The sequence below is a fragment of the Pseudoduganella sp. R-43 genome, from assembly GCF_049913255.1.
Classification (GTDB): domain Bacteria; phylum Pseudomonadota; class Gammaproteobacteria; order Burkholderiales; family Burkholderiaceae_D; genus Rugamonas.
The window spans coordinates 4,725,530-4,751,027 of sequence record NZ_CP183988.1; the positions used below are offsets into that span (position 1 = coordinate 4,725,530).

A 25,498-nucleotide genomic window follows, 5' to 3' on the forward strand; every position below is an offset into this window, starting at 1 on the left:
CCTCACCTCACTGGAATGCCTATCGTTGTGCAGAAGGCCCTGACCAGATCCGGCGTCACCAGGTACAGCAAGGCGAACACCGCCAGCCAGAGGACAAACAGGAAATGCCAGTACTGCGCGCACAGGCCGATCGCCTCTCCCGCCCTGCGCACTGCAAACGCCCCGGCAACCATGCCGCCCAGTACGTGCGCGGCATGCAGGCCGGTGATCAGGTAGAAGAAGCTGTTGGCCGGATTGGCCGCCACGCCATAGTCGGCGGCGGTCATCGCCTGCCAGGCATAGAGCTGGGAAAGCACGAACATTACCGACAACACCAGCGCGCCAATCGAAGTGCTGCGCGCCGCTTCGCGCCGGCCGGCAGCGACATGCCGCCGCGCCAGCTCCCAGGCCAGGCTGCACGACACCAGCAATGCGGTGCTGGAATACAATTGCCACGGCACGTAGGCGATGGGACGCCAGTCTTCATAAGCGGCCCGCATCATGTAAGCCACGCCGAACAGGCCGAACAAAGTAGTGACCACTACCATGAAGACCCAAAGCCCGATGCGGCGCGCGCCATCCGGCCAGGCCGGGCCGCTGTCGTGAGCACCGTGCGGACCGCCCTCGCCTCCTGGTTGGCCAGGAATCCCGCCGCCTGCCCTCAACGTTGCATTGGCGCTCATTTCGGCACCTCCGCCGGGTCATGGTGCGGCGTCAGGTGCGCCTTCGGATGCGGCGGCGGAGCGTGCGGATCCGGACCGTACTCCGGACCAGCGTTCTGCGGAATGTAATCGCCGCCAGCACCGGGGCCGTCGACGCCATATTCGTAGGCGCCGCGATGTACGGACGGAAGCTCTGGCCCCCAATTTCCATGTTCCGGAGGAGTTTGCGGCGTATACCATTCGAGGCTGGCGGCGCGCCACGGGTTGCCACCTGCCACGGCGCCCTTGCGCGCGCTCCACGCCAGGTTGAACAGGAACAGCAACTGCGCCACGCCGACGATCAACGCCGCCACTGAAATAAAGGCGTTCAGCGTATGCGCGGACTCGGGGATGAAGGCGTAATTCTCATAGGCGTAATAACGGCGCGGCATGCCCAGGATGCCGAGATAGTGCATCGGGAAGAAGATCGCATAGGCGCCGATAAACGTAATCCAGAAATGCGCCTGGCCCAGCGTTTCGCTATACATGCGACCCGTCACTTTGGGGTACCAGTGATACAGGCCGCCGAACACCGCCAGCACCGGCGACACGCCCATCACCATATGGAAATGCGCCACCACGAAGTAGGTGTTCGACAGCGGAATGTCGACGCTGACGTTACCAAGGAACAGGCCAGTCAGCCCGCCGATCAGGAAGGTACTGATAAAGCCCAGGGCGAACAGCATCGGCACCGTCAAATGAATGTCGCCGCGCCACAGGGTCAGGGTCCAGTTATAGACCTTCAGCGCAGTCGGCACCGCGATGATCAGGGTCGTGGTCGCAAAGAAGAAACCAAACCACGGATGCATGCCGCTGACGTACATATGGTGCGCCCACACCACGAAGCTCAAGCCGCCGATGATGACGATAGCCCACACCATCATGCGGTAGCCGAAAATGCACTTGCGGGCATGCACGCTGATCAGGTCGGAAATCACGCCAAAGGCAGGCAAGGCCACGATGTACACCTCGGGGTGGCCAAAGAACCAGAACAGGTGCTGGAACAGCAGCGGACTGCCGCCCTTGTAATCGAGCTGTTGCCCCATCGAGACCAGGGCAGGCATGAAGAAGCTGGTGTGCAGCGTCTTATCGAACAGCATCATTACCGCGCTGACGAACAGCGCCGGGAATGCCAGCAACGCCAGGATGGTCGCCACGAATATGCCCCACACCGACAGAGGCATGCGCATCAGCGTCATGCCGCGCGTGCGTGCCTGCAGCACGGTGGTAACGTAATTCAGGCCGCCCATGGTGGCCGCGACGATAAAGATCGCCAGCGACACCAGCATCACGATGATGCCCCACTCCACGCCCGGCGTGCCCGGCAGGATCGCTTGCGGGGGATACAGCGTCCAGCCTGCGCCAGTCGGCCCACCGGGCACGAAGAAGCTCACGCACAGCACGACCACCGCCAGCAGGTAGAACCAGTACGACAGCATGTTCAGGAACGGGAACACCATGTCGCGCGCCCCGACCATCAGCGGAATGAGGTAATTGCCGAAGCCTCCGAGGAACAATGCCGTCAGCAGGTACACCACCATGATCATGCCGTGCATGGTAATGAACTGGTAATAGCTGTTCGGGTCGATGAACTTGAATTGGCCGGGGAAACCAAGCTGCAGCCGCATGAGGTCCGACAGGATCAGGCCAACAGTACCGATGAACAGCGCCGTCAGCGTGTACTGGATCGCGATCACCTTGTGATCCTGGCTCCAGACATACTTGGTCCAGAAGCTTTGCGGGGCGTGATGGCCTTCGTCGTCGTGGCCGTGCTCTTCACCATAAGACATGCGAGGTCTCCTCAGCGTACAGTCTTGATGTAGTCGATCATCGCCGCCATTTCTTCATCGCTTAGCTGGTTAGGTGGCATGATGTTCGGGAAGCCCTTGACCACTTTGGCCTTGGGGTCGTTGATGGATTGCTTCAGGTAGGCTTCATCCACTGCGACGGTAGTGCCGCCTTCCAGCGTCTCCTGCTTGCCAAACAACCCTTTCCAGGTCGGGCCGACGCTCGGCGCCCCGTCTACGCTGTGGCAGGCTACGCAGCCTTTCGATTGCGCGATCAGCCTGCCCTGCTTGCCCGGCTCCGCAGGGCCGCCGACACCGCCCACGGCGCCTTGGCCACTGAAGGTCGGCTGTTTCGCCAGCCAGGCATCGTAGACGGCCTGCTCCTCAACCACGACGGCGCTGCGCATATTCGAATGCCCAACACCGCAAAGCTGGGCGCACAGCACTTCGAAGCGCCCGGTTTGCGTTGGCGTCAGCCAGAAATGCGTCACCAGGCCTGGTACCATGTTCATGCGGGTGCGGAATTGCGGCACGTAGAAATCGTGCAGCACGTCCTGCGCACGCAGCATGACCTTGACCGGCTGGTTGAGCGGAATATGGATCTCGCTGCCGTCGACCAGCACATCATCCTGCCCGGCCGGATCTTCCGGGTTGATGCCGAAGGGATTGGTGGCATTGATGAAGCGCACGTCCGTCGCGCCGAGTTTATTGTCCTTGCCAGGCAGGCGGAAATGCCAGTCCCACTGCTTGCCCATCACTTCGAACACGCTGGCATTGGGCGGCGGCGAAATCAGTTTGGCATAGACGTTCAGGCCCGGCGCCAGCATCGCCACGATGCCGAGCGAGGTGGCGCCGATCAGCCACCACTCCAGCTTGCCGTTATGCGATTCCGCCGCGGCGCGATGGCCCTCGCGGTGGCGGAACTTGACCACGGCGTAGGCGACAAACAGGTGGATGATGATGAAGAGAGCGGCGCAGATCACGAGCGTGATCATCAAAGCATCGTCCATCGCCTGCCAGTTGGAGGCTATGGGAGTCAGCCACCATGGGCTGAGCCAGTGAAAAATAATCGCGCCAAGAACAATCAGGATAAGGGAGATTGCCAACGCCATAATGATAAGCCCGGTTAGTTATGGGGAAACTACACACGGCTACGCCCCGCTCACTGGCGGGGCGACCTTGCCAAGGCTTATTCACTCGCGTTTTTCTGGCCTCTCAAGCATGCGGTAAAACACGGCACAGCAGGCGCCGAACACGACATGGGCGCCAAAGGTTGTCCATCCTCGCAAATCGGCAAACCAGGTAAAGGCGCCTGACATGCCGTAGAAATTCAGTACATAAAGAAGTACGCCAAACGCGGCGCCGGTCAGCGCTACCAGGCCCATGCTCGAGTCGAGCTGGAACGGCGCGATGATGGCCGCCAGCATCATGGCGAAGGTAATGCCGAGGATATAGTGGACTGCCAGCGCCGCAATCACGACGGTCAGATCGTAGCCGGAAGTTTGCAGCACCTCCCAGCCCATGACCATCGCCGCTACCATCCGGGTTGTCAGCCATCGGTCACCGCCTTGCACGGTGGCCCATAACAACTCCATCAACATCAGGATACCGCCGGCTCCGAAACCGGCGATGGCTGCGGCGGTCCAGTCAGCCTGGCGCGCCACCCAGCGATGCGATTGCAACACGCGAAGTTCCATGACTTCCTCCTGTGCAGGGTCCGTAACTCATATTAGTACGCAAACCACGAAGATGCAAAGGAGTTAAGCTTGCACGCTTTTTAGGCTGTTTTGGATGGAAGTAAGAAGAAATGCTGGCGTCCCCACGGGGATTCGAACCCCGGTACTCACCGTGAAAGGGTGATGTCCTAGGCCTCTAGACGATGGGGACCTGTTGGACTATTGCTACGTTGTGCCTTGTTGGTGGAGGTAAGCGGGATCGAACCGCTGACCTCTTGCATGCCATGCAAGCGCTCTCCCAGCTGAGCTATACCCCCCTGGGCACAACATAATGCGAAAAGCTTGGCGTCCCCACGGGGATTCGAACCCCGGTACTCACCGTGAAAGGGTGATGTCCTAGGCCTCTAGACGATGGGGACCATATGGACTTTCCGTTACTACTATCAATCTCTGCCGCGTTGGTGGAGGTAAGCGGGATCGAACCGCTGACCTCTTGCATGCCATGCAAGCGCTCTCCCAGCTGAGCTATACCCCCATGCTGGCACAGATTGTTACTGCTCTTGGCGTCCCCACGGGGATTCGAACCCCGGTACTCACCGTGAAAGGGTGATGTCCTAGGCCTCTAGACGATGGGGACCCTGGACTGCCTTTACTACCGTTTTACTGCTTTTCCTTCGCTAAACTGGTGGAGGTAAGCGGGATCGAACCGCTGACCTCTTGCATGCCATGCAAGCGCTCTCCCAGCTGAGCTATACCCCCGTTTTCGAAGGAGACAGAAGTATAGCAGCCCTTCTTTAAATTGCAAATGCTAATTTGCAAGATTGTCGAAATTATTTACGCAAACTTGCTCAGGCGGGCTGCCACGGTGTCGCGTCCGAACAATTGCAGCACTGCATCGATAGCAGGCGTCTGCAGTTGGCCGGCCACCATCAGGCGCAGCGGCATCGCCAGCTGAGGCATTTTCAGGCCGTGTGCGGCCAGCACTTCCTTGATCATGGCGGCGATGGCTTCCTTGGTCCACTCGACAGTGGCGATGCGGACAGCGAAGTCGGCCACGGCAGGCTTGACGGCATCGGTGTAATGCTGGGTCATCAGGGCCGCATCAGGGTTGGGCGCGCGGTAGAACAGCATTGCAGCGTCGGCCAGTTCGACGATGGTGTTGGCGCGGTCCTTCAGCAGGCCGATCACGGTGGCCAGTTCAGGCGCGCCCTCGAAGACGGCGCCGGCAGCCAGCAGCGGCTTCTTGGCGAGCTCGGCCAGGCGGGCGTTGTCGGCTTGCTTGATCCAGTGGTTGTTGACCCAGGCCAGCTTGTCGAAGTCGAACTGCGCCGACGACGCGGTCAGGCTCTCCAGGTTGAACCATTCGGTGAACTGCTCCATCGAGAACAGCTCATCGTTGCCATGCGACCAGCCCAGGCGCGCCAGGTAGTTCAGCATGGCTTCCGGCAGGTAGCCCTTGTCGGCATAGTCGATCACGCTGACGGCGCCGTGGCGCTTGGACAGCTTGGACCCATCCGAGCCCAGGATCATCGGCAGGTGGCCGTACTCCGGCAGCTTGGCGCCGATGGCGCGCAGGATGTTGATCTGGCGCGGAGTGTTGTTCACGTGGTCGTCGCCGCGCAGAACGTGAGTGATCTGCATATCCCAATCGTCCACCGCAACGCAGAAATTGTAGGTTGGGGTGCCGTCCGGGCGGGCGATGACCAGGTCGTCCAGCTCCTTGTTGGAAATGGTGATCGGGCCCTTGACCACGTCAGTCCAGCTCACATCGCCATCCAGCGGATTCTTGAAACGCACCACAGGCTTGCGGTCAGCCGGGACCGGCGGCAAGGTCTTGCCCTCTTCCGGACGCCAGGTACCGTCGTAGCGCGGCTTTTCGCCGGCCGCAGTCGCCTTGTCGCGCATGGCCTGCACTTCTTCCGGCGACGAATAGCAATGATAGGCGGTACCGGCAGCCAGCATCTGCGCCACCACTTCGCGGTAACGGTCCATCCGCTTCATCTGGTAGAACGGGCCTTCGTCATGCTGCAGGCCGAGCCACTCCATGCCATCCAGGATCGCCTGCACCGCTTCCGGGGTCGAACGCTCCAGGTCGGTGTCTTCGATACGCAGCACGAAAGTACCGCCGAAGTGGCGTGCGAAAGCCCAGGAATACAGCGCAGTGCGCGCGCCGCCAAGATGCAGGAAACCGGTCGGGCTAGGTGCGAAACGGGTACGGACTTGAGTCATTTCGAGTGGAAAGCGAAAAATATAAAGGCGTAATTCTACCTGTAATGAAAGTCGGGGTCAGGTCTGGCAATCGGACAAAATGTCCGATTGCCAGACCTGACCCCGACTTTCAACAGTTACTTGACTGTGACGGTGATGCTCTTGGACAGGCCGGGGCCGTAGCTTTGATGGGCGCCGTTGGCGAATTGCATCGTCAGTTTGTAGGTGCCCGGCGGCAGCGTGACTTCGGTTTCGGTCTGGCCTTTGCCAAAGTGCAGGTGGGTTTCGTCGAAGGGGATCGATTCGCCAACCTTCATGCTGTCGCCATTGATCAGCAGGTGGTGGTGGCCGGTGTTGCTGTCCATGGTGCCGGCTGGCTTCACTTCCATGCCGGTGACCGCAAATTTGACCTTGAATGGGCTGCTGACAACCGCGCCGTTCTTGGGCTCGGTGAAATCCACCGATTGCGCTGCCACTGTGCCTGCAACCAGGGTCATTGCGAGGGCCGCCAGGATCTTCTGCATATCTGTCTCCTTATCTGAGAGGGGGTCCAACGTACTTGACGATCAAGCCTTTCGGCCCGACTGCCCATCCGGCGCCGGAAGCTGAAAAGCCAACGGCGTTCAGTTTCGTTTCCTTTTCGATAATTGCCCAGCTTTTGCCTCCGTCGCGGGTATAGCCCGAGCCGGCCAGGCCAACGGCCACGAAAGTGCCGCTTGTCCCGGGCACAGGCACCACTGCCGACATGAAGCCGGCAGGCAGGATTTGCGCTGGCGACCAGCCTGCCCCGCCATCGAGACTGATGGCGCCATTCAGCGTTTCCAGCGATGGCTCCTTGTAGTCGCCTCCTGCAACGATGCCGCGCCCGTTGCCGGCAAACCCGACCGAGAAGGCGCCCTTGCTAGTCGCAGCAGCCGGAATCTGCAGCGTCGCGGCCTGCCAGCTTTGTCCTCGGTCGACCGAGCGGAACACCCGTGATTGGGCTCCCCCACCGGTGACAAACCACGCATCGGCCCTCCCGCCCACGCTCAGGCAGGTTCCACTGGCGGCGAACGCGCCCTCCTGCGGAAGCGCTGCCAGGCCGCCAGGGTCGCTCACTGGTTGCCAGCTTTCGCCGCCGTCGCTGGTCACGAGGATCTGGAAGGCGCCGCGCACCGGGTCGCCGAACACAATGCCGTTGCGGCTATCCCAGAACGCCATGGCATCCCAGAAGCCTTCAGCATCCTTGTTCACGACCAGCAGTTGCCAGCTGGCGCCTCCGTCGCGTGTGCGATACATGCGTGAGGCCGCACCGGGGCCGGCGCCCAGCACGATGGCCGTGTTGGCGTCAAATGCTTCGATATCGCGGAAGTCGAAAGCTTCCGCGCCGGGCACCGCAAGTAGCGTCCAATGCTCGCCATCCACTGTACAAAGCACGGTACCCTTGGCGCCACTGGCCCACGCCACCTTATCGCTCAGGACGGACAGGCCGCGCAGCTCAGTGGTGGCTGCGTGCTGCTGCGGCACCCATGCTGCCGCACGAACTGGCGCAGGCGACTCGGCAACCGGTGGCAATGCCGAGCAACCGGCCAGTGCGGCAAGTACCGCGCAAGGGATGGCGCGCAGCATCAGTCGTGCTTGATGACGATGCTAGGGAACTTGCTGCTCATATCCTTGGCCTTTTCGGCCACCTTCACCGCCACCTTGCGCGCGATCGCCTTGTAAATCGCAGCTTCGGCGCCATCCGGCTCAGCAACCACAGTCGGCTTGCCGGAATCGGCCTGCTCGCGGATCGCCAGCTTCAAAGGCAGCGCGCCCAGGAAGTCCACGCCAAAATCGGCACACATCTTTTCGCCGCCACCATGGCCGAAGATTTCTTCCACATGGCCGCAGTTCGAGCAGATATGGGTGCTCATGTTCTCCACCACGCCCAGGATCGGGATGCCGACCTTCTCGAACATCTTCAGGCCCTTGCGCGCGTCCAGCAGCGCGATGTCCTGCGGCGTGGTGACGATCACGGCACCGGTCACCGGCACCTTCTGGGACAGGGTCAACTGGATGTCGCCAGTACCAGGCGGCATATCGACAATCAGGTAGTCCAGGTCGCGCCAGTTGGTCTGTTCCAGCAGCTGCTGCAGGGCCTGGGTGACCATCGGACCGCGCCACACCATCGGCTCGTCAGGGTCAATCAGGAAACCGATCGAGGAAACCTGGATGCCATGGCCTTCCATCGGGTCCATGGTCTTGCCGTCGGAAGTGGTCGGACGGCCGGAAACGCCCAGCATCATCGGCTGCGACGGGCCGTAAATATCGGCATCCAGCACGCCCACGGACGCGCCTTCGGCAGCCAGCGCCAGCGCCAGGTTGACAGCGGTGGTCGATTTGCCGACGCCACCCTTGCCTGAAGCAACGGCGATGATATTCTTCACGTTCGGCATCAGCTTCAGGCCGCGCTGCACGCTGTGGGAAATGATCTTGCTGGCGATGTTCAGGTTCACTTTCGCGCCCAGCGGCTGCAAGGCAGCCAGCACATTGGCGCGGATCGATTCGATTTGCGACTTGGCTGGATAGCCCAGCTCGATCTCCAGGCTGATTTCGCCGCCCTCGACCTTCAGGTTGCGGACCGATTTGGAGGAAACAAAGTCCTTGTTTGTATTAGGGTCAATTACTTTGGACAGTGCTGATTTGACGTCATCTACGGTGATACTCATGCAATTCTCCATTGGTGATGGCGCAGTCTAGCGCATCCGCTGGTAAAATGCTCTTTTTATCCACCTTACAAGCGCATCAATTATGACTCGCAAGCTGTTCGTCACCACTGCCCTGCCATACGCAAACGCTGCCTTCCACATCGGCCACATGATGGAGTACATCCAGGCCGACATCTGGGTCCGTTTCCAGCGAATGCAGGCCGAGGGCGACGGTTTGCGCGAAGTGCACTTCGTGGGCGCCGATGACACCCACGGCACCCCGATCATGATCGCCGCTGAAAAAGAAGGCATCACCCCGCAGGAATTCGTGGCCAAGATCGCCGCCGGCCGCCCGCAGTACCTGGACGGTTTCCATATCGCTTTCGATAACTGGTATTCCACCGATTCGCCGGAAAACGTGGAACTGTCCCAGGGCATCTACCGCAAGCTGCGCGACGCTGGCCTGATCCAGACCAAGACCGTTGACCGCTTTTTCGACCCGGTCAAGGGCATGTTCCTGGCCGACCGCAACATCAAGGGCGAGTGCCCGAAGTGCCACGCCAAGGACCAGTACGGCGACAACTGCGAAGTGTGCGGCGCTGCTTACCAGCCGACCGACCTGATCAACCCGTACTCGGTGTTTACCAACGCCACCCCGATCCTGAAGCCTTCGGAACAGTACTTCTTCAAGCTGTCCGACCCGCGCTGCTTCGAGTTCCTGCGCGACTGGCTGAACACCCCGGGCCGTTTGCAGCCTGAGATGGTGAACAAGGTCTCCGAATGGCTGGGCGAAGCCGGCGAAAAGCTGGCGGACTGGGATATCTCGCGCGATGCGCCCTACTTCGGCATCCCGATTCCTGACGCGCCGAACAAATACTTCTACGTCTGGCTGGATGCGCCGGTCGGCTACCTGGCTTCACTGAAGAACTACTGCGGCAAGAAAGGCATCGACTACGACGCGCTGCTGGCCGATCCGGGCACGGAACAGATTCACTTCATCGGCAAGGACATCGTGTCCTTCCACCTGCTGTTCTGGCCTGCGATGCTGCAATTTGCCAAGCACCCGACCATCGACCGCATGAAGGTTGCCGTGCACGGCCACCTGACCGTGAACAACGAGAAGATGTCCAAGTCGCGCGGCACCGGCATTTCGCCGCTGCGCTACCTGAACCTGGGCATGAATCCGGAATGGCTGCGCTACTACCTGGCCTACAAGCTGAACTCCCGCGTCGAAGACCTGGACTTCACCGGCGACGACTTCGTGGCGCGCGTGAACTCTGACCTGATCGGCAAGTTCGTCAACATCGCCTCCCGCTGCGCTGGCTTTATTGCCAAGAAGTTCGAAGGCAAGCTGGCTTCCGAACTGTCCGCATCCTCGCAGGAATGGATCAAGAAAGCCCTGGTTGGCGAAGACGGCAGCGAGCGCCAGGCCTCCATCGCCGCCAACTTCGAAGCGCGCGAATTCGGCAAGGCCCTGCGTGAAATCATGGAAATTGCCGACGTGGCCAACCGCTTCGTCGACGAGAACAAGCCGTGGGTGCTGGCCAAGGACGACACCAAGCTGGCCGAACTGCACGACGTCTGCACCACTGCCCTGATCCTGTTCCGCCAGCTGACCATCCTGCTGTCGCCAGTGCTGCCGGGCGTTGCAAGCAATGTGCGCACCTTCCTGAACGATGCCGCTTACACCTGGGCCGATACCTCGGTGGCATCGGGCGCCGCATGGCAGCCGCTGCTTGGCCGCACCATCGGCGCCTACAGCCACCTGATGACCCGCGTGGACGCCAAGATGATCGAGGACCTGTTCGACGCGCCTGCGCCGGCCGCCGCCGCTCCTGCAGCCGCCGCAGCCAAGCCTGAGAAAGCCGCCAAGTCCAAGGCTCCTGCTGGCCCTGCCGTCACCGAAACTGGCATCGAAGTCATCGCCCCCGAAATCTCGGTCGACGATTTCTTCAAGGTCGACCTGCGCATCGCCAAAATCGTCAACTGCGAACACGTTGAAGGTTCCGACAAGCTGCTGCGCCTGACGCTGGACGCGGGCGAAGGCCGCCACCGCAACGTCTTCTCCGGCATCAAGTCGATGTACCAGCCGGAAGACCTGGTCGGCAAGCTGACCGTCCTGGTTGCCAACCTGGCGCCACGCAAGATGAAGTTCGGCGTCTCCGAAGGCATGGTGATGGCAGCATCGGCGGTTGATGAGAAGTCCAATCCAGGCATCTACATCCTCAACCCATGGCCGGGCGCCACGCCGGGCATGCGCATCAGCTAAGCATGGACATAATCGTCCGCGAAGCAACTGCTGAAGATGCGCCCCTGATCGCCGAGCTCACGCGCAAAGCGTGGGCCGGCAAGGTCAATGTCACCTCCAGCGGACACCGTGAAACCGCCGTCTACGTCGCCGACCACCTGCGCGACGGCGGCGGTTTTATTTTGCTCGACGGCGACACGCCGATCGGCTCCGTGCGCTGGCTGCCGCTCGATGCGGAGCCTGATGTGTGGGAAATCCTGCGCATGGGCGTGGTAGCCGACTACCGCGGCACCAACCTGTCGCAGCACCTGCTGGAAGCCGTGATCCATCACGCCCTGGCCGCCGGCATCGAAGAACTGCGCCTCGCCGTGCGCAGCGACCAGCCCAAGCTGATCGACTTCTACACTGCCTACGAATTCACCCTGGCCGAGGAACTCGAATACTCCCACGCCAACCCGCTGGAACCGGCCCCACTGGTCATGCGCCGCCTGCTACGCCACTGACAGCGCTATACTCTAATCATGGTTGGAGAAAGGCGAACGGGCGATCTAAGCACCTCTGCGTCCGCATTACTTTGCCTGGCAACTTTCCATCACCTCGTGAGGTAGGCTGCAATGTTGAATTATTTGGTGTTTGCAATCGGAGCCATTGGCGTTACGGTCGGAGTTTCCGTTTCAATCTGGTCGTTCCTGTACACGCGCCGCCAGTGCCCTCCCGCCCGCAGAGCCGGACGTGAGTAACAGGCCGGCCGGGTCAGAACTTGGCGTTCAGGGACAGCTTGTAGCTGCGCGGGGCGCCGGGCATGATGTTGTTGTCACCGTGCGCTGAAGCGTAGTACTTCTTGTCGAGCAGGTTCTCGACGTTCAGTTGCAGGCGGTAGTCGCTGCCGAAGCTGTAGAACAGCGCGCCATCCACACGCGTGTACGATGGCAGGATCACGGTATTGGCCGTCGAGGTGTAAATGCTGTCGCGATACACCACACCCAGCTTGGTGGCGGTCGAAGTCGACTGCTGGGCATAGCCCTGCTCCGCCGCCGCATGCACATCCACTTGCGGCAGTACTTGGGAGTCATCGGCAAAAGCGGAGCAGGCGGGGAATGCGGCGGCAACGGCCAGGGAGATCTGGGTGGGGCTGAAACGGGTCATGGCTTTCAACGCAAATGAGAATGAATCTCACTCTAGTTTTAAGCCGCCACTTTCCCGCTTAAGCTGGTTGACCTCCTCCCCCTCTCACTAACGTTCGCCGGCCATACGGCCGGGAAGGGGGGGATTCCTACGTCGCCTGAACGCAAAAGCACTCAGGTCGATTCGGCGGGTTCCTGCTTCATCGGGCGGCCTGACTGCTCCGCTCTCCACAGGCTAACAAGCGGAGTCCCCGCTCTAAAATATTGATCGCGCCAACCATATCGGCGTGATTTTCATAAGCACATGCGACACATTTAAATTTCGCTTGCGTTCGCCGGTTCTCTGGCGACACATGTCCGCAGCTCGGGCAAGTCTGGCTTGTATGCCGCGGCGGCACGACCTGCAATATGCCGCCCCGCCAGGCCAGCTTGTATTCCAGCTGTCGCCTGAATTCCCCCCATCCCTGGTCCAGGATGCGACGATTCAGGGCGCTTTTCTGAGCAACCATTCGTCCAGGCTGCTGCAATGTCCCTTTGGCCGAACGCACCATATTGCCAATCTGCAGATCCTCGATGCAGACGATCGCGTGGGTTTTGCTGATCGTCGTGGAGGCCTTGTGCAAGACGTCTTTACGAAGGTTGGCAATGCGGGCGTGGAGCTTCTGCACACCGGCTTTCGCCTTTTGCCAGTTGCTGCTGAATTTCACCTTGCGGCTCATGCGACGCTGGAGCAGAGACAGGCGTTTTAGATGCTTCCTGTAGCTATTGGCTGCCTCGACGAATTTCCCGTCGCTCGTGGCAGCGAGATGAACAATGCCGACGTCCACGCCGATGGCTGTTTTACCGGCAGGAAGACACTCTTCGACCTCACGCCGGGTCTGGATAGCGACAAACCATTTACCGGCTGCGCAGCAGACCGTGACATTGCGCACTTCCCCCAGGACTTGACGGCTGTTCCTGTAGCGCAGCCAGCCCAGCTTGGGCAGGAAGATGCGGCTATTGCCCTGATCGAGTTTGATCTGTTTCGGATCCGGGTAGCGGAATGCATCACCGCAGCCTTTGCGCTTGAAGCGGGGGCAGCCCGTGCGCTTGGCAAAGAAGTTTCGAAAGGCTGCGTCGAGATGTTTCAACGCATGCTGCAACGGGTGACATGGCGCATCCCGCAGCCATGGCGTTTCCTGGTCATGACGCCATGCCGTCAAATTTCTCGCCATGGCCACGTAACCGATATAGCCGTTGCCGGCCGCGTAATTCTCCTGTTGCAGTGCCAACGCCTTGTTGAAGACGTAGCGGCATGCGCCGGCGAAGCGGCGCAAGAGAGATAGTTGGCCACCGCTTGGCTTCAGCTCGAATTTGTAGGCTTGAAGACGCTCCATGGATTCAGTATATTTTGGTCTATGGCCATTTCAAGCGACCTCAGGCACGGTAGGCATTGCGTCTTCATGATGCATGTCCATTTGGTCTTTGTGACAAAATATCGCCGCGATGTCTTTACCAAGGATATCCTGGAAGACCTGCGGCCGATCTTCGCCAACGTCTGCGCAGACTTCGAGTCCGAGCTGGTGGAATTTGACGGCGAACACGATCAAGTGCACCTGCTGGTGAACTACCCACCCAAAGTCGCCGTCTCGCATTTGGTCAACAGCCTGAAAGGCGTCTCGAGCAGGATGATCCGCAAAAAGCATTATCCAAGTATCCGCCAGAAGCTATGGGGCGGCACCTTGTGGTCACCATCCTATTTTGCTGGCAGTTGCGGTGGTGCGCCGATAGCGGTGATTCGCCAGTACGTCGAACAGCAAAAGACACCACACTAAGTGTGCAGGACGGCTTCGCCGTCCGCGCTCTTGACCCCGGCCTGAACGGCGGGCTTTGCCGCGCCCTGGATCAAGGAATTTCAGCTACGACGCCAGCCGTACCAGATGCCGGCCGCGACCGGTGCCCCGAGGGTGACGGCGGAGATGGCGTCCAGCCATCCATCCCCTACCAGCGCGGAAACCAGGCCGATGGTGGTCGAGACACCGAGCGCGATCGGGGCGCCCCAGAGTTTCCAGTTCATTTGCCGGCTCCTTCCAGCGCGACTGCCGGTACCTCCGCCATATCGGCGGGGGCCGCGTTGGCGCCCGCAACAACGCCGCGCTTGAGCCACAGGTAGAGGCCGCTGCCCAGCACGATGATCGTGGCGATGTCGAGCAAGGCCCACAGCAATTTCATGGCCTGGCCGCCGTAATCACCGAAGTGCAGCGGCTGCGAAATCAGTAGCGCGGTCAGGTACCACGGCAAGTCGCGGTTATCGGTGACCTGCGCCGTTTGCGCATCGACCAGCACCGGCTTGTACAGGCGCGACGTCAGCGCCTGGTCGCCGCGCATGAAGATGCCGTAGTGATGCGCGCTGGTAAATGGCGTCCCCGGGAAGGCGATAAAGCCGATCTTCATGCCCGGTTCGGCCGCCAGGGCGCGCTGCATGGAATCCTGCATCGACGCCAGCGTGGACGGCGGTGGCAGGTTCTTGTAGGGCGCCACCATTTCCGCCATTTCCGTGACCTGCCAGTACTTGAGCAGCAAGTCGGCCCAGGTATTGATCATGCCGGTCGCGCCCACCACCAGCGCCCAAACCAGCGTCACGATGCCCAGCAGGTTATGCATGTCCAGCCATTTCAGGCGCGGAGCACGGTCGCGCCGCACCGTGCCGAAATCGAGCTTGCGCATGAACGGCGCGTACAAGACCACGCCGGAAATGATTGCAACGACCAGCAGCAAGCCCATGAAACCGAGGAAGAGCTTGCCCCACAGGCCCGCATACAGGTCCACGTGCAGATGGAACATCACGCCCAGGAAGGTGTCCTCGAAATTGTGTTGCGCCAGGACTTTGTCCGTGCGCGCATCGACCGCGACCGGCTTGAAGTTCTCGTCGGTCGGATGGTCGCCCAGGGTCAGGTTCCAGATGTTCGGTTCATCGGCCTCTTGCGACATGTACATCATGATCTTGCCGGGGTACAGGGCCTTGCCTGCCGCGATGATGTCGTCGATGTTGGCTTTCGGGGTGTTTGCCGGCATTTCCGGCGCTTCCGTCTCGTAGCCCATCACATGGCCGATCTCGTGGTGATAAATCAGCGGCAGCCCGGTCAGGCAAAGCAGCAGCATGAAGACGGTGCAGACCAGGCTGCTCCATTTGTGGATCCACGCCCAGCGGCGGGTAATTTTCGGGCTCATCGGGGCAATTGTTAAACTATGCAAATGCGAACGATTCGCATTTCGTCCAAGATATTACATTCAGCAACTAATTTTGGCTAGTCTTCCATGTACAAACTCACTCCCCTCGCCTTCGCAGCCGCCATCCTGGCAAGCAGTCCAGCAACCGCCGAGGACATGCAGACCGTGGTCGTCAGCGCCTCCGCCGACGCCTCGGCCGAAGGCCTGCCCAAGGCGTATGCCGGCGGCCAGGTCGCTCGCGGCGGCCGCCTCGGCCTGCTGGGCAACATGGACATGATGGACACGCCGTTCAATACCACCAACTACACCCAGGCCCTGATCCAGGACCAGCAGGCACGGTCGGTGGCCGACGTGCTGCAGAACGATCCGTCCGTGCGGGTGGCGCGCGGCTTCGGCAATTACCAGGAGCTGTACGTGATCCGCGGCTTCGCCGTCAATTCTGACGACCTGGCATATAACGGCCTGTACGGCATGCTGCCGCGCCAGTTTGTCGCCTCCGAGTTGTTGGAGCGCGTGGAAGTCTTCCGTGGCGCGAACACTTTCATCAACGGCGCCCAACCGGGCGGCGGCGGCATCGGCGGCACCATCAACCTGCTGCCCAAGCGCGCCGGCAACCGCGACTTGACATCACTGACGATTGGCGCCGAATCTGGAGGCCAGGGCTATGCAGCACTGGACCTGGGGCGCCGCTTCGGGCCCGAGCAGCGCACCGGCCTGCGCATCAATGCCGTACGCCGCGATGGCGGCACTGCGATCGACCGCGAGGGCCGCGAGCTGAGCGTGCTGTCAGCGGGCCTGGACTATCGTGGCAATGGCTATCGCCTGTCGGCAGACATCGGCCACCAATCGCACGAATTGACCGGGGCACGTCCAAGTGTGACCGTGGCGCCCGGCATTGCCCTGCCGGTCGCTCCCGATGCCTCGTCCAATTTTGCGCAAAACTGGACCACTTCGGAAGAGCGCGACACCTTCGGCACCCTGCGCGGCGAAATCGACCTGGCCAAAGACGCCGTGGCCTGGGCCGCCTTGGGTGTCCGCAGCGGCAAGGAATTCAATATCCTCGCTTCGCCGACAGTCAGCGCCAGCGACGGCAGCGCCACCATGTACCGTTTCGACAATGCCCGCAAAGACAGCGTGCGCACGGGCGAGGCCGGCCTGCGCGGCAAGCTGCAAACCGGCGCCATCAGCCACAGCCTGAGCGCGACTTTATCCGGCTATTGGCAGGAGTCGAAGAACGCTTACGCAATGAGCAACTTCTTCCCCGGGTTTGCGACCAATATTTACCGCCCGGTGGACGTGGCAGCGCCAGCCGCCAATTTCTTCACTGGCGGCAAAATGGATGAGCCGCTGGTCACCAGCAAGAGCATCCTGTCCAGCTACGCCCTTGCCGACACCATGTCGCTTGACCAGGGCCGATGGCTGCTGACCGCAGGTATCCGCCACCAGTCGATGAAGGTGTTTGGCTACGACTACAACACAGGCGCCGAAAATGCGGCCTACGACGCAAGCGCCGTCTCGCCGATGGCCGGCATTGTTTTCAAACCGGCCAAAGGGATGTCGCTCTACGCCAACTACATCGAAGGCTTGCAGCAGGGCCCGGTCGCCTCAGGCACCGACATCGATAATGTCGGCGAAACTTTCGCACCCTACACGTCGCGGCAGAAGGAACTGGGCGTGAAATTCGATACCGGTTCGCTGGGATTCAGCGCCGCGGTATTTTCCACCGGCATGCCGTCGGCTCATGTCGAAAACCGCCATTTCGGCGTTTTCGGTGAACAGCGCAATCGCGGCCTGGAATTATCGGTATTCGGCAATCCGATGCGCGGCGTGCGCCTGCTGGGCGGCCTGACCCTGCTGGATGCCGAACAGCGCCGCACCGCCGGCGCCGTTAACCAGGGCAAGGACGTCATTGGGGTACCGAAAACCCAGCTGAATATCGGCGGCGAATGGGATTTGAATGCAGTGCCTGGCCTGACATTCAATGCACGGGCGGTTTAAACGTCCAAGCAATTTGCCGATGGCGCCAACCAGCAGCAATTACCGTCGTGGAACCGCATTGACCTGGGCCTGAATTACACAACCCGTATTGCCGACCGAGACGTGACCTTCCGTGTCCGCCTTGATAATGCCTTCGACCATCATTACTGGGCATCGGCGGGCGGTTATCCCGGCGCCGGCTACCTGGTTGCCGGCGCGCCGCGCACAGCAACCGTTTCGGCCAGCATCGATTTCTGATATACGCCAATTATTGGCTTGATTGCGCCAATAACTGGCCGCCCCCGACTTCCAGCGCTGCTATGGGCTTGGGCGGCTTGGGCGGCGGCTTCTGGCAGGCGGAAACGAGGAGTGCCGCGACCAGCGCGGCAGGAGCGAGGATACGCATGGCAACCTCCGGCGGAAAATTTGAAATTATCAGATTCAACGCCGGGCTGGCGCACGGCCGGAGGAAACAATAATCCCGCCGATAATCAGGATAAATGCGATGGCGTGATAAATTTTCGGCGCTTCCCCGAGAATCAAGGACGACAGCAATGCAGTAAATAATGGCGTCAGGTTGACAAAGAATGCCGCGACTGCCGGTCCAGCCTGTTGAACGCCGGCGCCCCAGCACCGAAAAGCGATAATCGCCGGCCCGATTGCGACATACAGCAGCGCGGCGAATAAAGGCCAGCTCCAGTGAATAACAGCCGCGGAAATGACAGCCTCGCCGGCGGCAAATAATCCAGACCAAGCCGCGCCAAATGCCACTTGCGCCAGCAGGAAACTCGCCCAATGCCCGCGAATATCAGCAGGTCCCGTAGTGCGGGTTAGCAGCCAGCTATATAAGGACCATGCAATCGTTGCCAGGATCATGAATATATCGCCGGCCACCAGGCGCAACTCCATTAAATGGGTCCATTCGCCGCGCGCCAATACCAATAACACCCCGGCAATGGACAACACAGCACCGGCGACCGGGCGCCGCGAGACGCCAGCACCGAAAAACAGCCAGCCGGTCAGCATCATCCAGACCGGCATGCCTGACGCCACCAGTGTCACATTGATTGGCGTGGAACTTTGCAGGGCGAGGTATTGAAGCGCGTTGTAGAGCCCGATGCCGAGCAAGCCCAGCCACGTGAAGCGCCGCCAGTTGGCCCAGAGGCCACTGCCGCGGCGGAAAATCGGCCCGGCGAATGGCAGCAGCAAGATAAACGCAATTGCCCAGCGCAGGAAGTTGAGCAGGATCGGCGGCACGTCGTGTGCCACCAGGCGCCCGACGATCGCATTCCCTGCCCAAAGCAGTGGCGGTATGGTCAGGAGTATCGCTGTGCGGGGTTTCATTGTGCCCGCAAGGATACGCTATTTCTGAACTAACCGCGCTTGGCCTTCTGTTTTGCCCCGCCACCCGCGCCCTCGTCGCTACCGGCCTTGGTGCGGGACTGCTCGTTCTTCGTGTTGCGCTTGGCGGTGTTCCTGTTGCCCGTCTGGTCGGACTCGACGTTCTGCACCGCTTGGCGGTTCTGTTTGCTGAGTTGTTTGCTCTGGGTCATGGCGGTCTCCTTTGCCGAATCGAGCCGTCACTGTCGCTTGCGCACAGTTGCAAGTCTGTGCGCTGGCAAACCGGCGCGTGGTTCCGCGCCCACGCCCGGGGAAGATTCACTTGTCGGCGGACTGGGCAGCAGTGACAATGGGGGCGCAGCACGAGGCCTAAACAACAATATTAAGAAGGTATCCATGAAACGACTGCTCCCAGCCATCACCCTCATCCTTCCCTTCGCCGCTTCGGCGCAAACCCAGGTCACGATCTACGGCGTGGTCGACGCCTTCGCCGGCCGCACCGCGACTGCCAGCGCGCCGCAGGCCGTGAACGCGGTCAACAGCGGCGGCATGATCACCTCCTATTACGGCTTTTCCGGCACGGAAGCGCTGGGCGGCGGCCTGAAAGCCCAGTTCCAGATCGAAGGCTTCTTCCGCGGCGATACAGGCGAGGCAGGCCGCTTCCCCGGCGAGGCAATATTTGCACGTAATGCCAACGTCGGCCTGGCCGGCGATTTTGGCCTGGTGCGCCTGGGGCGCATTGCCAACCCCCTGTTTGTCGCCGCCGGCCAGATCAACCCGTTCGGGCCCTCGACCCGCTTTTCGCCGCTGATCAACCAGATTTATACCGCGGTCGGCGGCAACGCGACCCTGGGCGATACCGGCTGGAGCAACTCGATCCAATATGCTTCCAACCCGGTATATGACACTACGTTCGTCGCCCAGTACTCGCTTGGCGAACAGCCCGGTGCCCATAACAACAACTGGGCGGCAGTCGCCAAACATGCCGGCAAGGAACTGGCTGTGACGGTGGGTGCAGTGAACGTGCGCTTTGGACCAGGCCTGAGCGCTGCAGTGCCGGAACAACGGACCTACCTGGCCGCGGCTTCCTATGACTTCAAGGCAATCAAGCTGTTCGCTTCCTATTCCGACCACCAGGCCAAGGTCAGCGAACGCGACGCCCATTCGGTGCACGCCGGCTTCACCATCCCAACCCATGGCGGCGCGGGACGCTGGATGGTGGCCTGGTCACGCCTGACGGAGAAAGCCAAAGTCGTGCCGGAATTCCACCGCGACACCGGCGCCGCCGGCTACGATTACAACGTTTCGCCGCGCACCGACCTGTATGCGGTGCTGATGTACGACAAGATTAGCAACGCTAGCAAGGGAAATACCTACGTAGCTGGCATCCGGCATCGTTTCTGACGAGAAAAGACGGTAAAATGTCCGTTGCTGAACCCAGTTATTTTCACAATATGAAATTCCTCAAGCAGAATCACAAATACGAGTCCGACCATACCTTGTTCATCAAGGACCTGAAGGCCAAGAACCCGCAAATGGAAGCTGGCCAGCAAGCCGGCCGCGCCATCCTGTGGGACAAGCCAATGACTTCGCTGGACGAACAGGCCCGTAACAAGGCTTCGACCGTCAAGCAACAGGCTTACGTGTACCAGAACAAGGTATAAGAGCCGGGACGGCACACAGCATGTCGCCAAAAGACGCGGTGGACGAACAGGCCGAACAGGCAGAACTGGCCGTCGCCGCGGATTTGCCGCCTGATGCAGGCGGACCAGGCAGCGGCGCGGACGACGCGCCACCCGACGCGAGCGCCCCGGCGGAAGCCGAAGGCGCCGCATTTGCACGCCTGTACGGCGAGCCGGTGCTCAAACTGCCGAACGACCTCTACATCCCGCCCGATGCGCTGGAAGTCATCCTCGAAGCGTTTGAAGGCCCGCTGGACTTGCTGCTGTACCTGATCCGCAAGCAGAACTTCAACATCCTCGACATCCCGATGGCCCAGGTAACGCTGCAATACCTGAGCTACGTGGAGGAAATCCGCAAGTCGAACCTGGAGCTGGCCGCCGAATACCTGCTGATGGCGGCCATGCTGATCGAGATCAAGTCGCGCATGCTGCTACCGCAGCGCCAGCACGACCTCGACGTGGAGGCGGAAGACCCGCGTGCGGAACTGGTGCGCCGCCTGCTCGAATACGAACAGATCAAGCTGGCCGCCTACGACCTGAACACCCTGCCCCAGGTCGGCCGCGACTTCGTGCGCACCCAGATCTTCATCGAACAAAGCCTGGTGCCCACCTGGCCGGAAGTGGCCGTGGTCGACTTGCAGGACGCCTGGCGCACGCTGATGAAGCGCGCCACGCTGAAGCAGCACCACAAGATCACCCGCGAAGAGCTATCGGTGCGCGAGCACATGACCTCCATCCTGCGCAAGCTCCAATCGAGCCGCTTCATCGAATTTACCGAGTTGTTCAACCCGGAATCGCCGCCGCCGGTGGTGGTGGTGAACTTCGTGGCGATGCTGGAGCTGGCCAAGGAAACCCTGATTGAAATTACCCAGGCGGAGCCGTTCGCACCGATTTACGTGCGCCTTGCTTATTCGCCTGCCTGAAAAAAACTATGAAAATCATCTCCAATATCGAAGAACTGCGCGACCAGCTGAGTGGCCAGTTACGTACCGCTTTCGTGCCAACCATGGGCAACCTGCATGAAGGCCACCTGTCGCTGATGCGCCTGGCGCGCAAGCACGGCGACCCGGTGGTGGCTTCCATTTTCGTGAACCGCCTGCAGTTCGGCCCGAACGAAGACTTCGACAAGTATCCGCGCACCTTCCAGGCCGACGTGGAAAAGCTGGAGAAGGAAGGCGTGTACGTGCTGTTCGCGCCAACCGAAAAGGATATGTATCCGGAACCGCAGGAGTACCGCGTACAGCCGCCAGACGGCCTGGGCAATACGCTGGAAGGCGAGTTCCGCCCGGGATTCTTCGGTGGCGTGTGCACCGTGGTGACCAAGCTGTTCTCCTGCGTGCAGCCAAAAGTGGCTGTGTTCGGCAAGAAGGACTACCAGCAACTCATGATCGTCCGTAACATGGCACGCCAGCTTGGCATGCCGACCGAGATCGTCGCTGCCGAGACCTACCGCGCCGACGACGGCCTGGCCCTGTCCTCGCGCAATATGTACCTGTCGGCCGACGAACGCGCCGAAGCGCCTGCGCTGTACCGCGCGCTGAACCAGGTGGCAGATGAAGTACGCGGCGGCCACCTCGACGTGTTCCAGCTGGAGCACAAGGCGATGGACGAACTGGCAGCGCGCGGCTGGAAGCCTGACTACATCTCGATCCGCAAGCGCAACGACTTGCAGCCGCCAAACGCCGGCGACCTGGCGCAAGGCGAAAAGCTGGTGGTGCTTGCCGCAGCCAAACTCGGCACCACCCGCCTGATCGACAACCTCGAAATCTGAACCGGCACCGCCGGTCAGCGCAAGGCTTCGGCGACCTGGTCGCCGAATTCCACTCCGCGCAACTGCGAAGCGAGCTGGACTGTGCGCAGCGCGCATAGTTCGGCCGCTGGCAAACCAGGCTGCTGCATGCAGCGTGCCTGATGCAGTGCTGCAAACTCATCAGCCTGGGCATTGCTGCCATGCGCCGACGCCAGCGCCGCCAGCAGCGCGATGCCGATTGCCAATTGCGCTTTAAGCGACAAGGTCCAGCAGTATCGGATGAAGAACATGGCGCCTCCTGTAAGCCAGCCTGTTCCCGATGCTACGCAGTCAATATTTCCGCTTAATGACTCCGAATGTTGATTTAACACAACTAAGTTTTTGCTAGCCGGGAACCGATCTTTCAGAAAATTCCCACAAAAGCTTTCTTTATTGTAGGATGCTCCACTTGTGAATTTTCACTTGCAGACCGAACCTTAGCAAATAGGAATATCAGGATGGAATTCCGTTTGGGCGCTAGCGCCATCACCAGGGCTGATAGCACCCAAGACAGAACCGGCAACGCATCCCTTTATTTCAAGGTGATGTGCGTGGCCATCCTGGTCATTGCTGCCGGAGTCGAGGCAAGGCGCTGGCTCAACGTACGCGTTGCCAACCCGGCCATGCTGGTCGCCCCGGCCCAACACGGCAAGGTCAGCTTCATTCCGCGCAGCGCCACCCTGCTGCCAACTCCGCCTAACGCTCCCATGGCGCATTCCAGTGCCATGACCCCCCTGCCCGGCGGCCGCATGGCCGCATTCTGGTGGGCCGGCAGCCGCGAAAGCGGGCCTGACGTGAAAGTCTATGCCTCGCACTGGAACGGCGAGACCTGGGCCCAGCCGTGGGAAGTGGCCAGCCGCGAGTCTCTGTCGGCCGCCCTGGGCTATGGCGTGCGCCGCGTTGGCAACCCGGTTGCCTGGGCCTCGCCCGAAGGGCACCTCAACCTGTTTGTAGTGGCCACGGGCCTAGGCGGATGGGCCGCATCGCGTGTAGTGCAGATGGTGTCCGATGACCAGGGCAAGAGCTTCACGGTCAAGCGCGTGCTGCCGATGTCGCCACTCTTCAACACCAGCATGCTGGTCCGCACCACTCCAGTCGGCCTGGCCGATGGCGGCTGGCTGCTGCCGGCCTATTTCGAAATGGGCATCAAATACCCGCTGATGCTGGCCTTCGACCAGAACGGCGACCCGCGCTGGATTTCGCGCATTGGCAGCCGCATCACGACGCTGCAGCCGACCATCGTGCCCTTCTCCCCGTCCGAGGTGCACGCCTGGATGCGCGATGCGAGCCGTGAACAGCGGGTCCAGCACGCGCGCAGCAACGACGGTGGCGTCAACTGGGACGACCTGCCGGCGCTCTCCCTGCCGAACCAGAGTACCTCCCTCAGCGCCCTGCGCCTCAGCAACGGCAGTATCGCCCTGCTGCATAACCATGTGCTGCCCGGCGGTTCCGACCGCAATGTGCTGCGCCTGTCGACCACCAATGACGGCCGCCATTGGACGCATGTGACCGATATCGCCCATGGCAGCGCTGGCGAGGAATTTTCCTACCCCGACCTGCATCAGGTCGGCGATGAACTGCATATCACTTACACCTCGCGCCGCGAAGCGATTGCCCATCATGTCATCGAGCTGGATTTCGACGGGGGTTCGGAGTGACCCTGCCTGACCTGCTGCTGCAAATCGCGTATGGCAAGCTGGCCTGGGGCGTCGTGCTGGCAACCCTGGTTGCCGCGCTGCTGCCAGCTTCCCGCCAACTGTCACGCCGCGCCACCGCCTTGTTGCTCGGCTCCATGGTTGTGCTGACGCTGCTGCCAGGGCAGTTCTCGCCCGCCTATTGGATTGCGCTGGCGCTGCAGTGGCCGAGCGGCTTGCTGGTTGGCCTTTGCCTGGCGCGCCTGGCCCAACCCTGGTGGCCGGGTTCCGCCAGGGCCGTCCTGCCGCCCACCCTCGCCAGCGCGATCGCGCTGCTTGGTACAATCCTCTATCTCGACGCGCTGGGACTGGTTTCGTTGGGCCTGTATTTCTGGGGTTTCGGCCCGCGCGGCGCGCCGCTGTTCGCGCTGGCTGCCATGGCGCTGTGCGTAGCCTGGATTATCCAGGGCCGCTCGCGCCCGCAAGCCTTTGCTACACTTGGCGCCCTCACGCTGTTCACTTTATTGCGCCTGCCCACGGGGAACCTGTGGGACGCACTGCTCGATCCCATGCTGTGGATCTGGGCCGTGCTGTCGCTGGCGATCGAGGCCTGGCGTAAACGGGAACGCAATCTTGCAACAAACAATATCAATCAAGGAGTAGTCAGTGGTAAATCGTAAGTGGTATTCGCATCCGGTCCTGGTGACCGGCATTGCCATCAATATCTTCGCGCTATTGCTGGCAGTGTCGGTAAGGGGTTCGAGCGAACAACTGATGCGTGTCCTGACCGAAGACGGCATCGTCGAATGGCTGCAGTTCCTGTGCTTCGCCATGACTGCGGGCCTGCTGGTATTTGCCGGCGTCGAACGCTGGAAACGCAGCGGCTTTGACCTGGCCACCCTCGGCATGCTTGGCCTGGGCCTGCTGGTGGCGGCCGCGGCAATGGAAGAGATCAGCTGGTTCCAGCGCATCCTGCACGTTCAGTCTTCCGAGTTCTTCGCCCACAACAACCGCCAGGGCGAAACCAACCTGCATAACCTGGCCATCGGCAAAAGCGGCAGCATCCACAAGACCATCATGCTGAAGATGATCCTGCTGGCCGGCCTGACCCATAACGTGATCCTGCCGCTGCTGGCACGCACCCGCCCTGCCGTGCGCAACTTCGTGGAAAAATTCGGCGTGTACCTGCCGCCGCTGCCGGTCTCCCTGGTTTACCTGGTGCTGGTGGCCCTGTCGCATGTGCTGATCGACCATCCGCGCAAGGGCGAACTGGGCGAACTGTTCGGCGCCGTGCACTACATGTCCACCATCTTTGCCGCCTACTTCCTCGGCTTCGGCTACAACCAGCCTGCAGTGTTCCAGCAGACCGCGGAAGCGCGCCTGGTGGACAAGCTGTTCAGCTGCGTGATGGTATTCCTGCTGCTGACCGCCTGGCTGCTCAGCGCCGGCGCCGGCGCCATGATGGGCTAAGAA

The 25,498-nt window shown here is 61.0% G+C and carries 26 protein-coding genes, 6 tRNA genes and 1 pseudogene; 11 read left to right on the forward strand and 22 right to left on the reverse strand.

Annotation, left to right across the window (positions count from 1 at the left end; all coding sequences use genetic code 11):
* Positions 1–2 precede the first annotated feature (2 nt).
* The 14 genes from ACN9M3_RS21275 to apbC all read right to left on the reverse strand — a co-directional run bounded on the left by ACN9M3_RS21275 (position 3) and on the right by apbC (position 9,041).
* On the reverse strand, positions 3–662 hold the full coding sequence (locus tag ACN9M3_RS21275; protein ID WP_426318549.1) for a cytochrome c oxidase subunit 3: 660 nt from the start codon (positions 660–662) through the stop codon (positions 3–5).
* Positions 659–2,470, reverse strand: coding sequence for a cytochrome c oxidase subunit I (gene ctaD / locus ACN9M3_RS21280; protein ID WP_426318550.1), 1,812 nt, complete (start codon positions 2,468–2,470; stop codon positions 659–661). Before ctaD ends, ACN9M3_RS21275 begins: the two co-directional genes overlap by 4 nt.
* Before the next feature lie 11 nt (positions 2,471–2,481).
* A complete protein-coding gene (locus ACN9M3_RS21285) occupies positions 2,482–3,579 on the reverse strand; it encodes a c-type cytochrome (RefSeq protein WP_426318551.1) in 1,098 nt (365 codons plus the stop codon).
* 81 nt (positions 3,580–3,660) lie between these two features.
* The gene (locus tag ACN9M3_RS21290; protein WP_057259100.1) at positions 3,661–4,164 is read right to left on the reverse strand and encodes a hypothetical protein; all 504 of its coding nucleotides are present in this window, start codon (positions 4,162–4,164) and stop codon (positions 3,661–3,663) included.
* A gap of 114 nt (positions 4,165–4,278) precedes the next feature.
* Positions 4,279–4,354 (reverse strand) — tRNA-Glu (locus ACN9M3_RS21295).
* Between the two features lie 30 nt (positions 4,355–4,384).
* Positions 4,385–4,460: transfer RNA gene (locus ACN9M3_RS21300), tRNA-Ala, on the reverse strand.
* 26 nt (positions 4,461–4,486) lie between these two features.
* Positions 4,487–4,562: transfer RNA gene (locus ACN9M3_RS21305), tRNA-Glu, on the reverse strand.
* Positions 4,563–4,602: 40 nt separating this feature from the next.
* Positions 4,603–4,678 (reverse strand) — tRNA-Ala (locus tag ACN9M3_RS21310).
* A gap of 26 nt (positions 4,679–4,704) precedes the next feature.
* A tRNA-Glu gene (locus ACN9M3_RS21315) sits at positions 4,705–4,780 on the reverse strand.
* A 46-nt stretch (positions 4,781–4,826) separates the two neighbouring features.
* Positions 4,827–4,902, reverse strand: a tRNA-Ala gene (locus ACN9M3_RS21320).
* Positions 4,903–4,977: 75 nt separating this feature from the next.
* The gene (gltX, locus tag ACN9M3_RS21325; RefSeq protein WP_426318552.1) at positions 4,978–6,372 is read right to left on the reverse strand and encodes a glutamate--tRNA ligase; all 1,395 of its coding nucleotides are present in this window, start codon (positions 6,370–6,372) and stop codon (positions 4,978–4,980) included.
* A 116-nt stretch (positions 6,373–6,488) separates the two neighbouring features.
* Entirely contained in the window at positions 6,489–6,875 is a 387-nt protein-coding gene (locus tag ACN9M3_RS21330) for a DUF4399 domain-containing protein (RefSeq protein WP_426162529.1), read from the reverse strand.
* A 10-nt stretch (positions 6,876–6,885) separates the two neighbouring features.
* Positions 6,886–7,959: a WD40/YVTN/BNR-like repeat-containing protein gene (locus tag ACN9M3_RS21335; RefSeq protein ID WP_426318553.1), complete on the reverse strand. Its 1,074-nt coding sequence runs from the start codon at positions 7,957–7,959 to the stop codon at positions 6,886–6,888.
* Positions 7,959–9,041 (reverse strand): iron-sulfur cluster carrier protein ApbC, encoded by a 1,083-nt coding sequence (gene apbC / locus ACN9M3_RS21340; RefSeq protein WP_426318554.1) that lies wholly within the window; start codon positions 9,039–9,041, stop codon positions 7,959–7,961. Before apbC ends, ACN9M3_RS21335 begins: the two co-directional genes overlap by 1 nt.
* Positions 9,042–9,123: 82 nt before the next feature.
* On the opposite strand from apbC, the gene metG reads away from it, so the two are divergent.
* Together metG and ACN9M3_RS21350 are read left to right on the forward strand one after the other, a co-directional pair.
* Entirely contained in the window at positions 9,124–11,289 is a 2,166-nt protein-coding gene (gene metG / locus ACN9M3_RS21345; protein ID WP_426318555.1) for a methionine--tRNA ligase, read from the forward strand.
* Positions 11,290–11,291: 2 nt separating this feature from the next.
* A complete protein-coding gene (locus ACN9M3_RS21350; RefSeq protein WP_426162534.1) occupies positions 11,292–11,771 on the forward strand; it encodes a GNAT family N-acetyltransferase in 480 nt (159 codons plus the stop codon).
* A 250-nt stretch (positions 11,772–12,021) separates the two neighbouring features.
* On the opposite strand, the gene ACN9M3_RS21355 is transcribed toward ACN9M3_RS21350, so the two are convergent.
* Both ACN9M3_RS21355 and ACN9M3_RS21360 read right to left on the reverse strand, forming a co-directional pair.
* Entirely contained in the window at positions 12,022–12,414 is a 393-nt protein-coding gene (locus ACN9M3_RS21355; RefSeq protein ID WP_426162535.1) for a TonB-dependent receptor domain-containing protein, read from the reverse strand.
* Between the two features lie 178 nt (positions 12,415–12,592).
* Positions 12,593–13,768 carry an RNA-guided endonuclease InsQ/TnpB family protein gene (locus tag ACN9M3_RS21360; RefSeq protein ID WP_426318556.1) on the reverse strand — a complete coding sequence of 392 codons (1,176 nt, stop codon included), beginning with the start codon at positions 13,766–13,768 and terminating at the stop codon, positions 12,593–12,595.
* Between the two features lie 21 nt (positions 13,769–13,789).
* Here ACN9M3_RS21360 and tnpA point away from each other — a divergent pair, with 21 nt between their 5' ends.
* Positions 13,790–14,206 carry an IS200/IS605 family transposase gene (gene tnpA, locus ACN9M3_RS21365; RefSeq protein ID WP_426318557.1) on the forward strand — a complete coding sequence of 139 codons (417 nt, stop codon included), beginning with the start codon at positions 13,790–13,792 and terminating at the stop codon, positions 14,204–14,206.
* Positions 14,207–14,286: 80 nt separating this feature from the next.
* On the opposite strand, the gene ACN9M3_RS21370 is transcribed toward tnpA, so the two are convergent.
* Together ACN9M3_RS21370 and ACN9M3_RS21375 are read right to left on the reverse strand one after the other, a co-directional pair.
* Complete coding sequence (locus tag ACN9M3_RS21370) at positions 14,287–14,448, reverse strand: hypothetical protein (protein WP_426162538.1); 162 nt, start codon at positions 14,446–14,448, stop codon at positions 14,287–14,289.
* Positions 14,445–15,602: a PepSY-associated TM helix domain-containing protein gene (locus ACN9M3_RS21375; RefSeq protein ID WP_426318558.1), complete on the reverse strand. Its 1,158-nt coding sequence runs from the start codon at positions 15,600–15,602 to the stop codon at positions 14,445–14,447. Before ACN9M3_RS21375 ends, ACN9M3_RS21370 begins: the two co-directional genes overlap by 4 nt.
* An 87-nt stretch (positions 15,603–15,689) precedes the next feature.
* Here ACN9M3_RS21375 and ACN9M3_RS21380 point away from each other — a divergent pair.
* Positions 15,690–17,837 (forward strand): annotated as a pseudogene (locus tag ACN9M3_RS21380) (TonB-dependent receptor).
* Between the two features lie 10 nt (positions 17,838–17,847).
* Here the strand turns inward: ACN9M3_RS21380 and ACN9M3_RS21385 are convergent.
* The 3 genes from ACN9M3_RS21385 to ACN9M3_RS21395 are packed head-to-tail and all read right to left on the reverse strand — an operon-like array spanning position 17,848 to position 19,132.
* The gene (locus ACN9M3_RS21385) at positions 17,848–17,985 is read right to left on the reverse strand and encodes a hypothetical protein (protein WP_426162541.1); all 138 of its coding nucleotides are present in this window, start codon (positions 17,983–17,985) and stop codon (positions 17,848–17,850) included.
* 35 nt (positions 17,986–18,020) lie between these two features.
* Complete coding sequence (locus ACN9M3_RS21390; RefSeq protein ID WP_426318559.1) at positions 18,021–18,923, reverse strand: DMT family transporter; 903 nt, start codon at positions 18,921–18,923, stop codon at positions 18,021–18,023.
* 29 nt (positions 18,924–18,952) lie between these two features.
* The gene (locus ACN9M3_RS21395; protein WP_426162543.1) at positions 18,953–19,132 is read right to left on the reverse strand and encodes a hypothetical protein; all 180 of its coding nucleotides are present in this window, start codon (positions 19,130–19,132) and stop codon (positions 18,953–18,955) included.
* Positions 19,133–19,316: 184 nt separating this feature from the next.
* Between ACN9M3_RS21395 and ACN9M3_RS21400 the strand changes: the two genes are divergently transcribed.
* From ACN9M3_RS21400 to panC, 4 genes are read left to right on the forward strand one after another with little or no spacing between them, the layout of a single operon-like run.
* On the forward strand, positions 19,317–20,324 hold the full coding sequence (locus ACN9M3_RS21400; protein ID WP_426162544.1) for a porin: 1,008 nt from the start codon (positions 19,317–19,319) through the stop codon (positions 20,322–20,324).
* Positions 20,325–20,374: 50 nt separating this feature from the next.
* Entirely contained in the window at positions 20,375–20,584 is a 210-nt protein-coding gene (locus tag ACN9M3_RS21405) for a DUF3460 family protein (RefSeq protein WP_426162545.1), read from the forward strand.
* Between the two features lie 20 nt (positions 20,585–20,604).
* Positions 20,605–21,525, forward strand: a complete 921-nt coding sequence (locus tag ACN9M3_RS21410; RefSeq protein ID WP_426162546.1) for a segregation and condensation protein A — start codon at positions 20,605–20,607, stop codon at positions 21,523–21,525.
* 8 nt (positions 21,526–21,533) lie between these two features.
* Positions 21,534–22,373, forward strand: a complete 840-nt coding sequence (gene panC / locus ACN9M3_RS21415) for a pantoate--beta-alanine ligase (RefSeq protein ID WP_426162547.1) — start codon at positions 21,534–21,536, stop codon at positions 22,371–22,373.
* A 14-nt stretch (positions 22,374–22,387) separates the two neighbouring features.
* Here the strand turns inward: panC and ACN9M3_RS21420 are convergent, their stop codons facing one another.
* Positions 22,388–22,642: a hypothetical protein gene (locus ACN9M3_RS21420; protein WP_426318560.1), complete on the reverse strand. Its 255-nt coding sequence runs from the start codon at positions 22,640–22,642 to the stop codon at positions 22,388–22,390.
* Between the two features lie 207 nt (positions 22,643–22,849).
* On the opposite strand from ACN9M3_RS21420, the gene ACN9M3_RS21425 reads away from it, so the two are divergent.
* From ACN9M3_RS21425 to ACN9M3_RS21435, 3 genes are read left to right on the forward strand one after another with little or no spacing between them, the layout of a single operon-like run.
* Positions 22,850–24,049, forward strand: a complete 1,200-nt coding sequence (locus ACN9M3_RS21425; protein WP_426318561.1) for an exo-alpha-sialidase — start codon at positions 22,850–22,852, stop codon at positions 24,047–24,049.
* Entirely contained in the window at positions 24,046–24,705 is a 660-nt protein-coding gene (locus ACN9M3_RS21430; protein ID WP_426318562.1) for a hypothetical protein, read from the forward strand. Before ACN9M3_RS21425 ends, ACN9M3_RS21430 begins: the two co-directional genes overlap by 4 nt.
* The gene (locus ACN9M3_RS21435; RefSeq protein WP_426318563.1) at positions 24,692–25,495 is read left to right on the forward strand and encodes a hypothetical protein; all 804 of its coding nucleotides are present in this window, start codon (positions 24,692–24,694) and stop codon (positions 25,493–25,495) included. Before ACN9M3_RS21430 ends, ACN9M3_RS21435 begins: the two co-directional genes overlap by 14 nt.
* The last annotated feature ends 3 nt before the right edge of the window (positions 25,496–25,498 follow it).

What these genes read in the sequence shown, in the direction of transcription:
- ACN9M3_RS21275 (WP_426318549.1), bottom strand. Translation starts at nt 662, where the DNA reads ATGAGCGCCAATGCAACGTTGAGGGCAGGCGGCGGGATTCCTGGCCAA.
- ctaD (WP_426318550.1), bottom strand. Translation starts at nt 2,470, where the DNA reads ATGTCTTATGGTGAAGAGCACGGCCACGACGACGAAGGCCATCACGCC.
- ACN9M3_RS21285 (WP_426318551.1), bottom strand. Translation starts at nt 3,579, where the DNA reads ATGGCGTTGGCAATCTCCCTTATCCTGATTGTTCTTGGCGCGATTATT.
- ACN9M3_RS21290 (WP_057259100.1), bottom strand. Translation starts at nt 4,164, where the DNA reads ATGGAACTTCGCGTGTTGCAATCGCATCGCTGGGTGGCGCGCCAGGCT.
- gltX (WP_426318552.1), bottom strand. Translation starts at nt 6,372, where the DNA reads ATGACTCAAGTCCGTACCCGTTTCGCACCTAGCCCGACCGGTTTCCTG.
- ACN9M3_RS21330 (WP_426162529.1), bottom strand. Translation starts at nt 6,875, where the DNA reads ATGCAGAAGATCCTGGCGGCCCTCGCAATGACCCTGGTTGCAGGCACA.
- ACN9M3_RS21335 (WP_426318553.1), bottom strand. Translation starts at nt 7,959, where the DNA reads ATGCTGCGCGCCATCCCTTGCGCGGTACTTGCCGCACTGGCCGGTTGC.
- apbC (WP_426318554.1), bottom strand. Translation starts at nt 9,041, where the DNA reads ATGAGTATCACCGTAGATGACGTCAAATCAGCACTGTCCAAAGTAATT.
- metG (WP_426318555.1), top strand. Translation starts at nt 9,124, where the DNA reads ATGACTCGCAAGCTGTTCGTCACCACTGCCCTGCCATACGCAAACGCT.
- ACN9M3_RS21350 (WP_426162534.1), top strand. Translation starts at nt 11,292, where the DNA reads ATGGACATAATCGTCCGCGAAGCAACTGCTGAAGATGCGCCCCTGATC.
- ACN9M3_RS21355 (WP_426162535.1), bottom strand. Translation starts at nt 12,414, where the DNA reads ATGACCCGTTTCAGCCCCACCCAGATCTCCCTGGCCGTTGCCGCCGCA.
- ACN9M3_RS21360 (WP_426318556.1), bottom strand. Translation starts at nt 13,768, where the DNA reads ATGGAGCGTCTTCAAGCCTACAAATTCGAGCTGAAGCCAAGCGGTGGC.
- tnpA (WP_426318557.1), top strand. Translation starts at nt 13,790, where the DNA reads ATGGCCATTTCAAGCGACCTCAGGCACGGTAGGCATTGCGTCTTCATG.
- ACN9M3_RS21370 (WP_426162538.1), bottom strand. Translation starts at nt 14,448, where the DNA reads ATGAACTGGAAACTCTGGGGCGCCCCGATCGCGCTCGGTGTCTCGACC.
- ACN9M3_RS21375 (WP_426318558.1), bottom strand. Translation starts at nt 15,602, where the DNA reads ATGAGCCCGAAAATTACCCGCCGCTGGGCGTGGATCCACAAATGGAGC.
- ACN9M3_RS21385 (WP_426162541.1), bottom strand. Translation starts at nt 17,985, where the DNA reads ATGCGTATCCTCGCTCCTGCCGCGCTGGTCGCGGCACTCCTCGTTTCC.
- ACN9M3_RS21390 (WP_426318559.1), bottom strand. Translation starts at nt 18,923, where the DNA reads ATGAAACCCCGCACAGCGATACTCCTGACCATACCGCCACTGCTTTGG.
- ACN9M3_RS21395 (WP_426162543.1), bottom strand. Translation starts at nt 19,132, where the DNA reads ATGACCCAGAGCAAACAACTCAGCAAACAGAACCGCCAAGCGGTGCAG.
- ACN9M3_RS21400 (WP_426162544.1), top strand. Translation starts at nt 19,317, where the DNA reads ATGAAACGACTGCTCCCAGCCATCACCCTCATCCTTCCCTTCGCCGCT.
- ACN9M3_RS21405 (WP_426162545.1), top strand. Translation starts at nt 20,375, where the DNA reads ATGAAATTCCTCAAGCAGAATCACAAATACGAGTCCGACCATACCTTG.
- ACN9M3_RS21410 (WP_426162546.1), top strand. Translation starts at nt 20,605, where the DNA reads ATGTCGCCAAAAGACGCGGTGGACGAACAGGCCGAACAGGCAGAACTG.
- panC (WP_426162547.1), top strand. Translation starts at nt 21,534, where the DNA reads ATGAAAATCATCTCCAATATCGAAGAACTGCGCGACCAGCTGAGTGGC.
- ACN9M3_RS21420 (WP_426318560.1), bottom strand. Translation starts at nt 22,642, where the DNA reads ATGTTCTTCATCCGATACTGCTGGACCTTGTCGCTTAAAGCGCAATTG.
- ACN9M3_RS21425 (WP_426318561.1), top strand. Translation starts at nt 22,850, where the DNA reads ATGGAATTCCGTTTGGGCGCTAGCGCCATCACCAGGGCTGATAGCACC.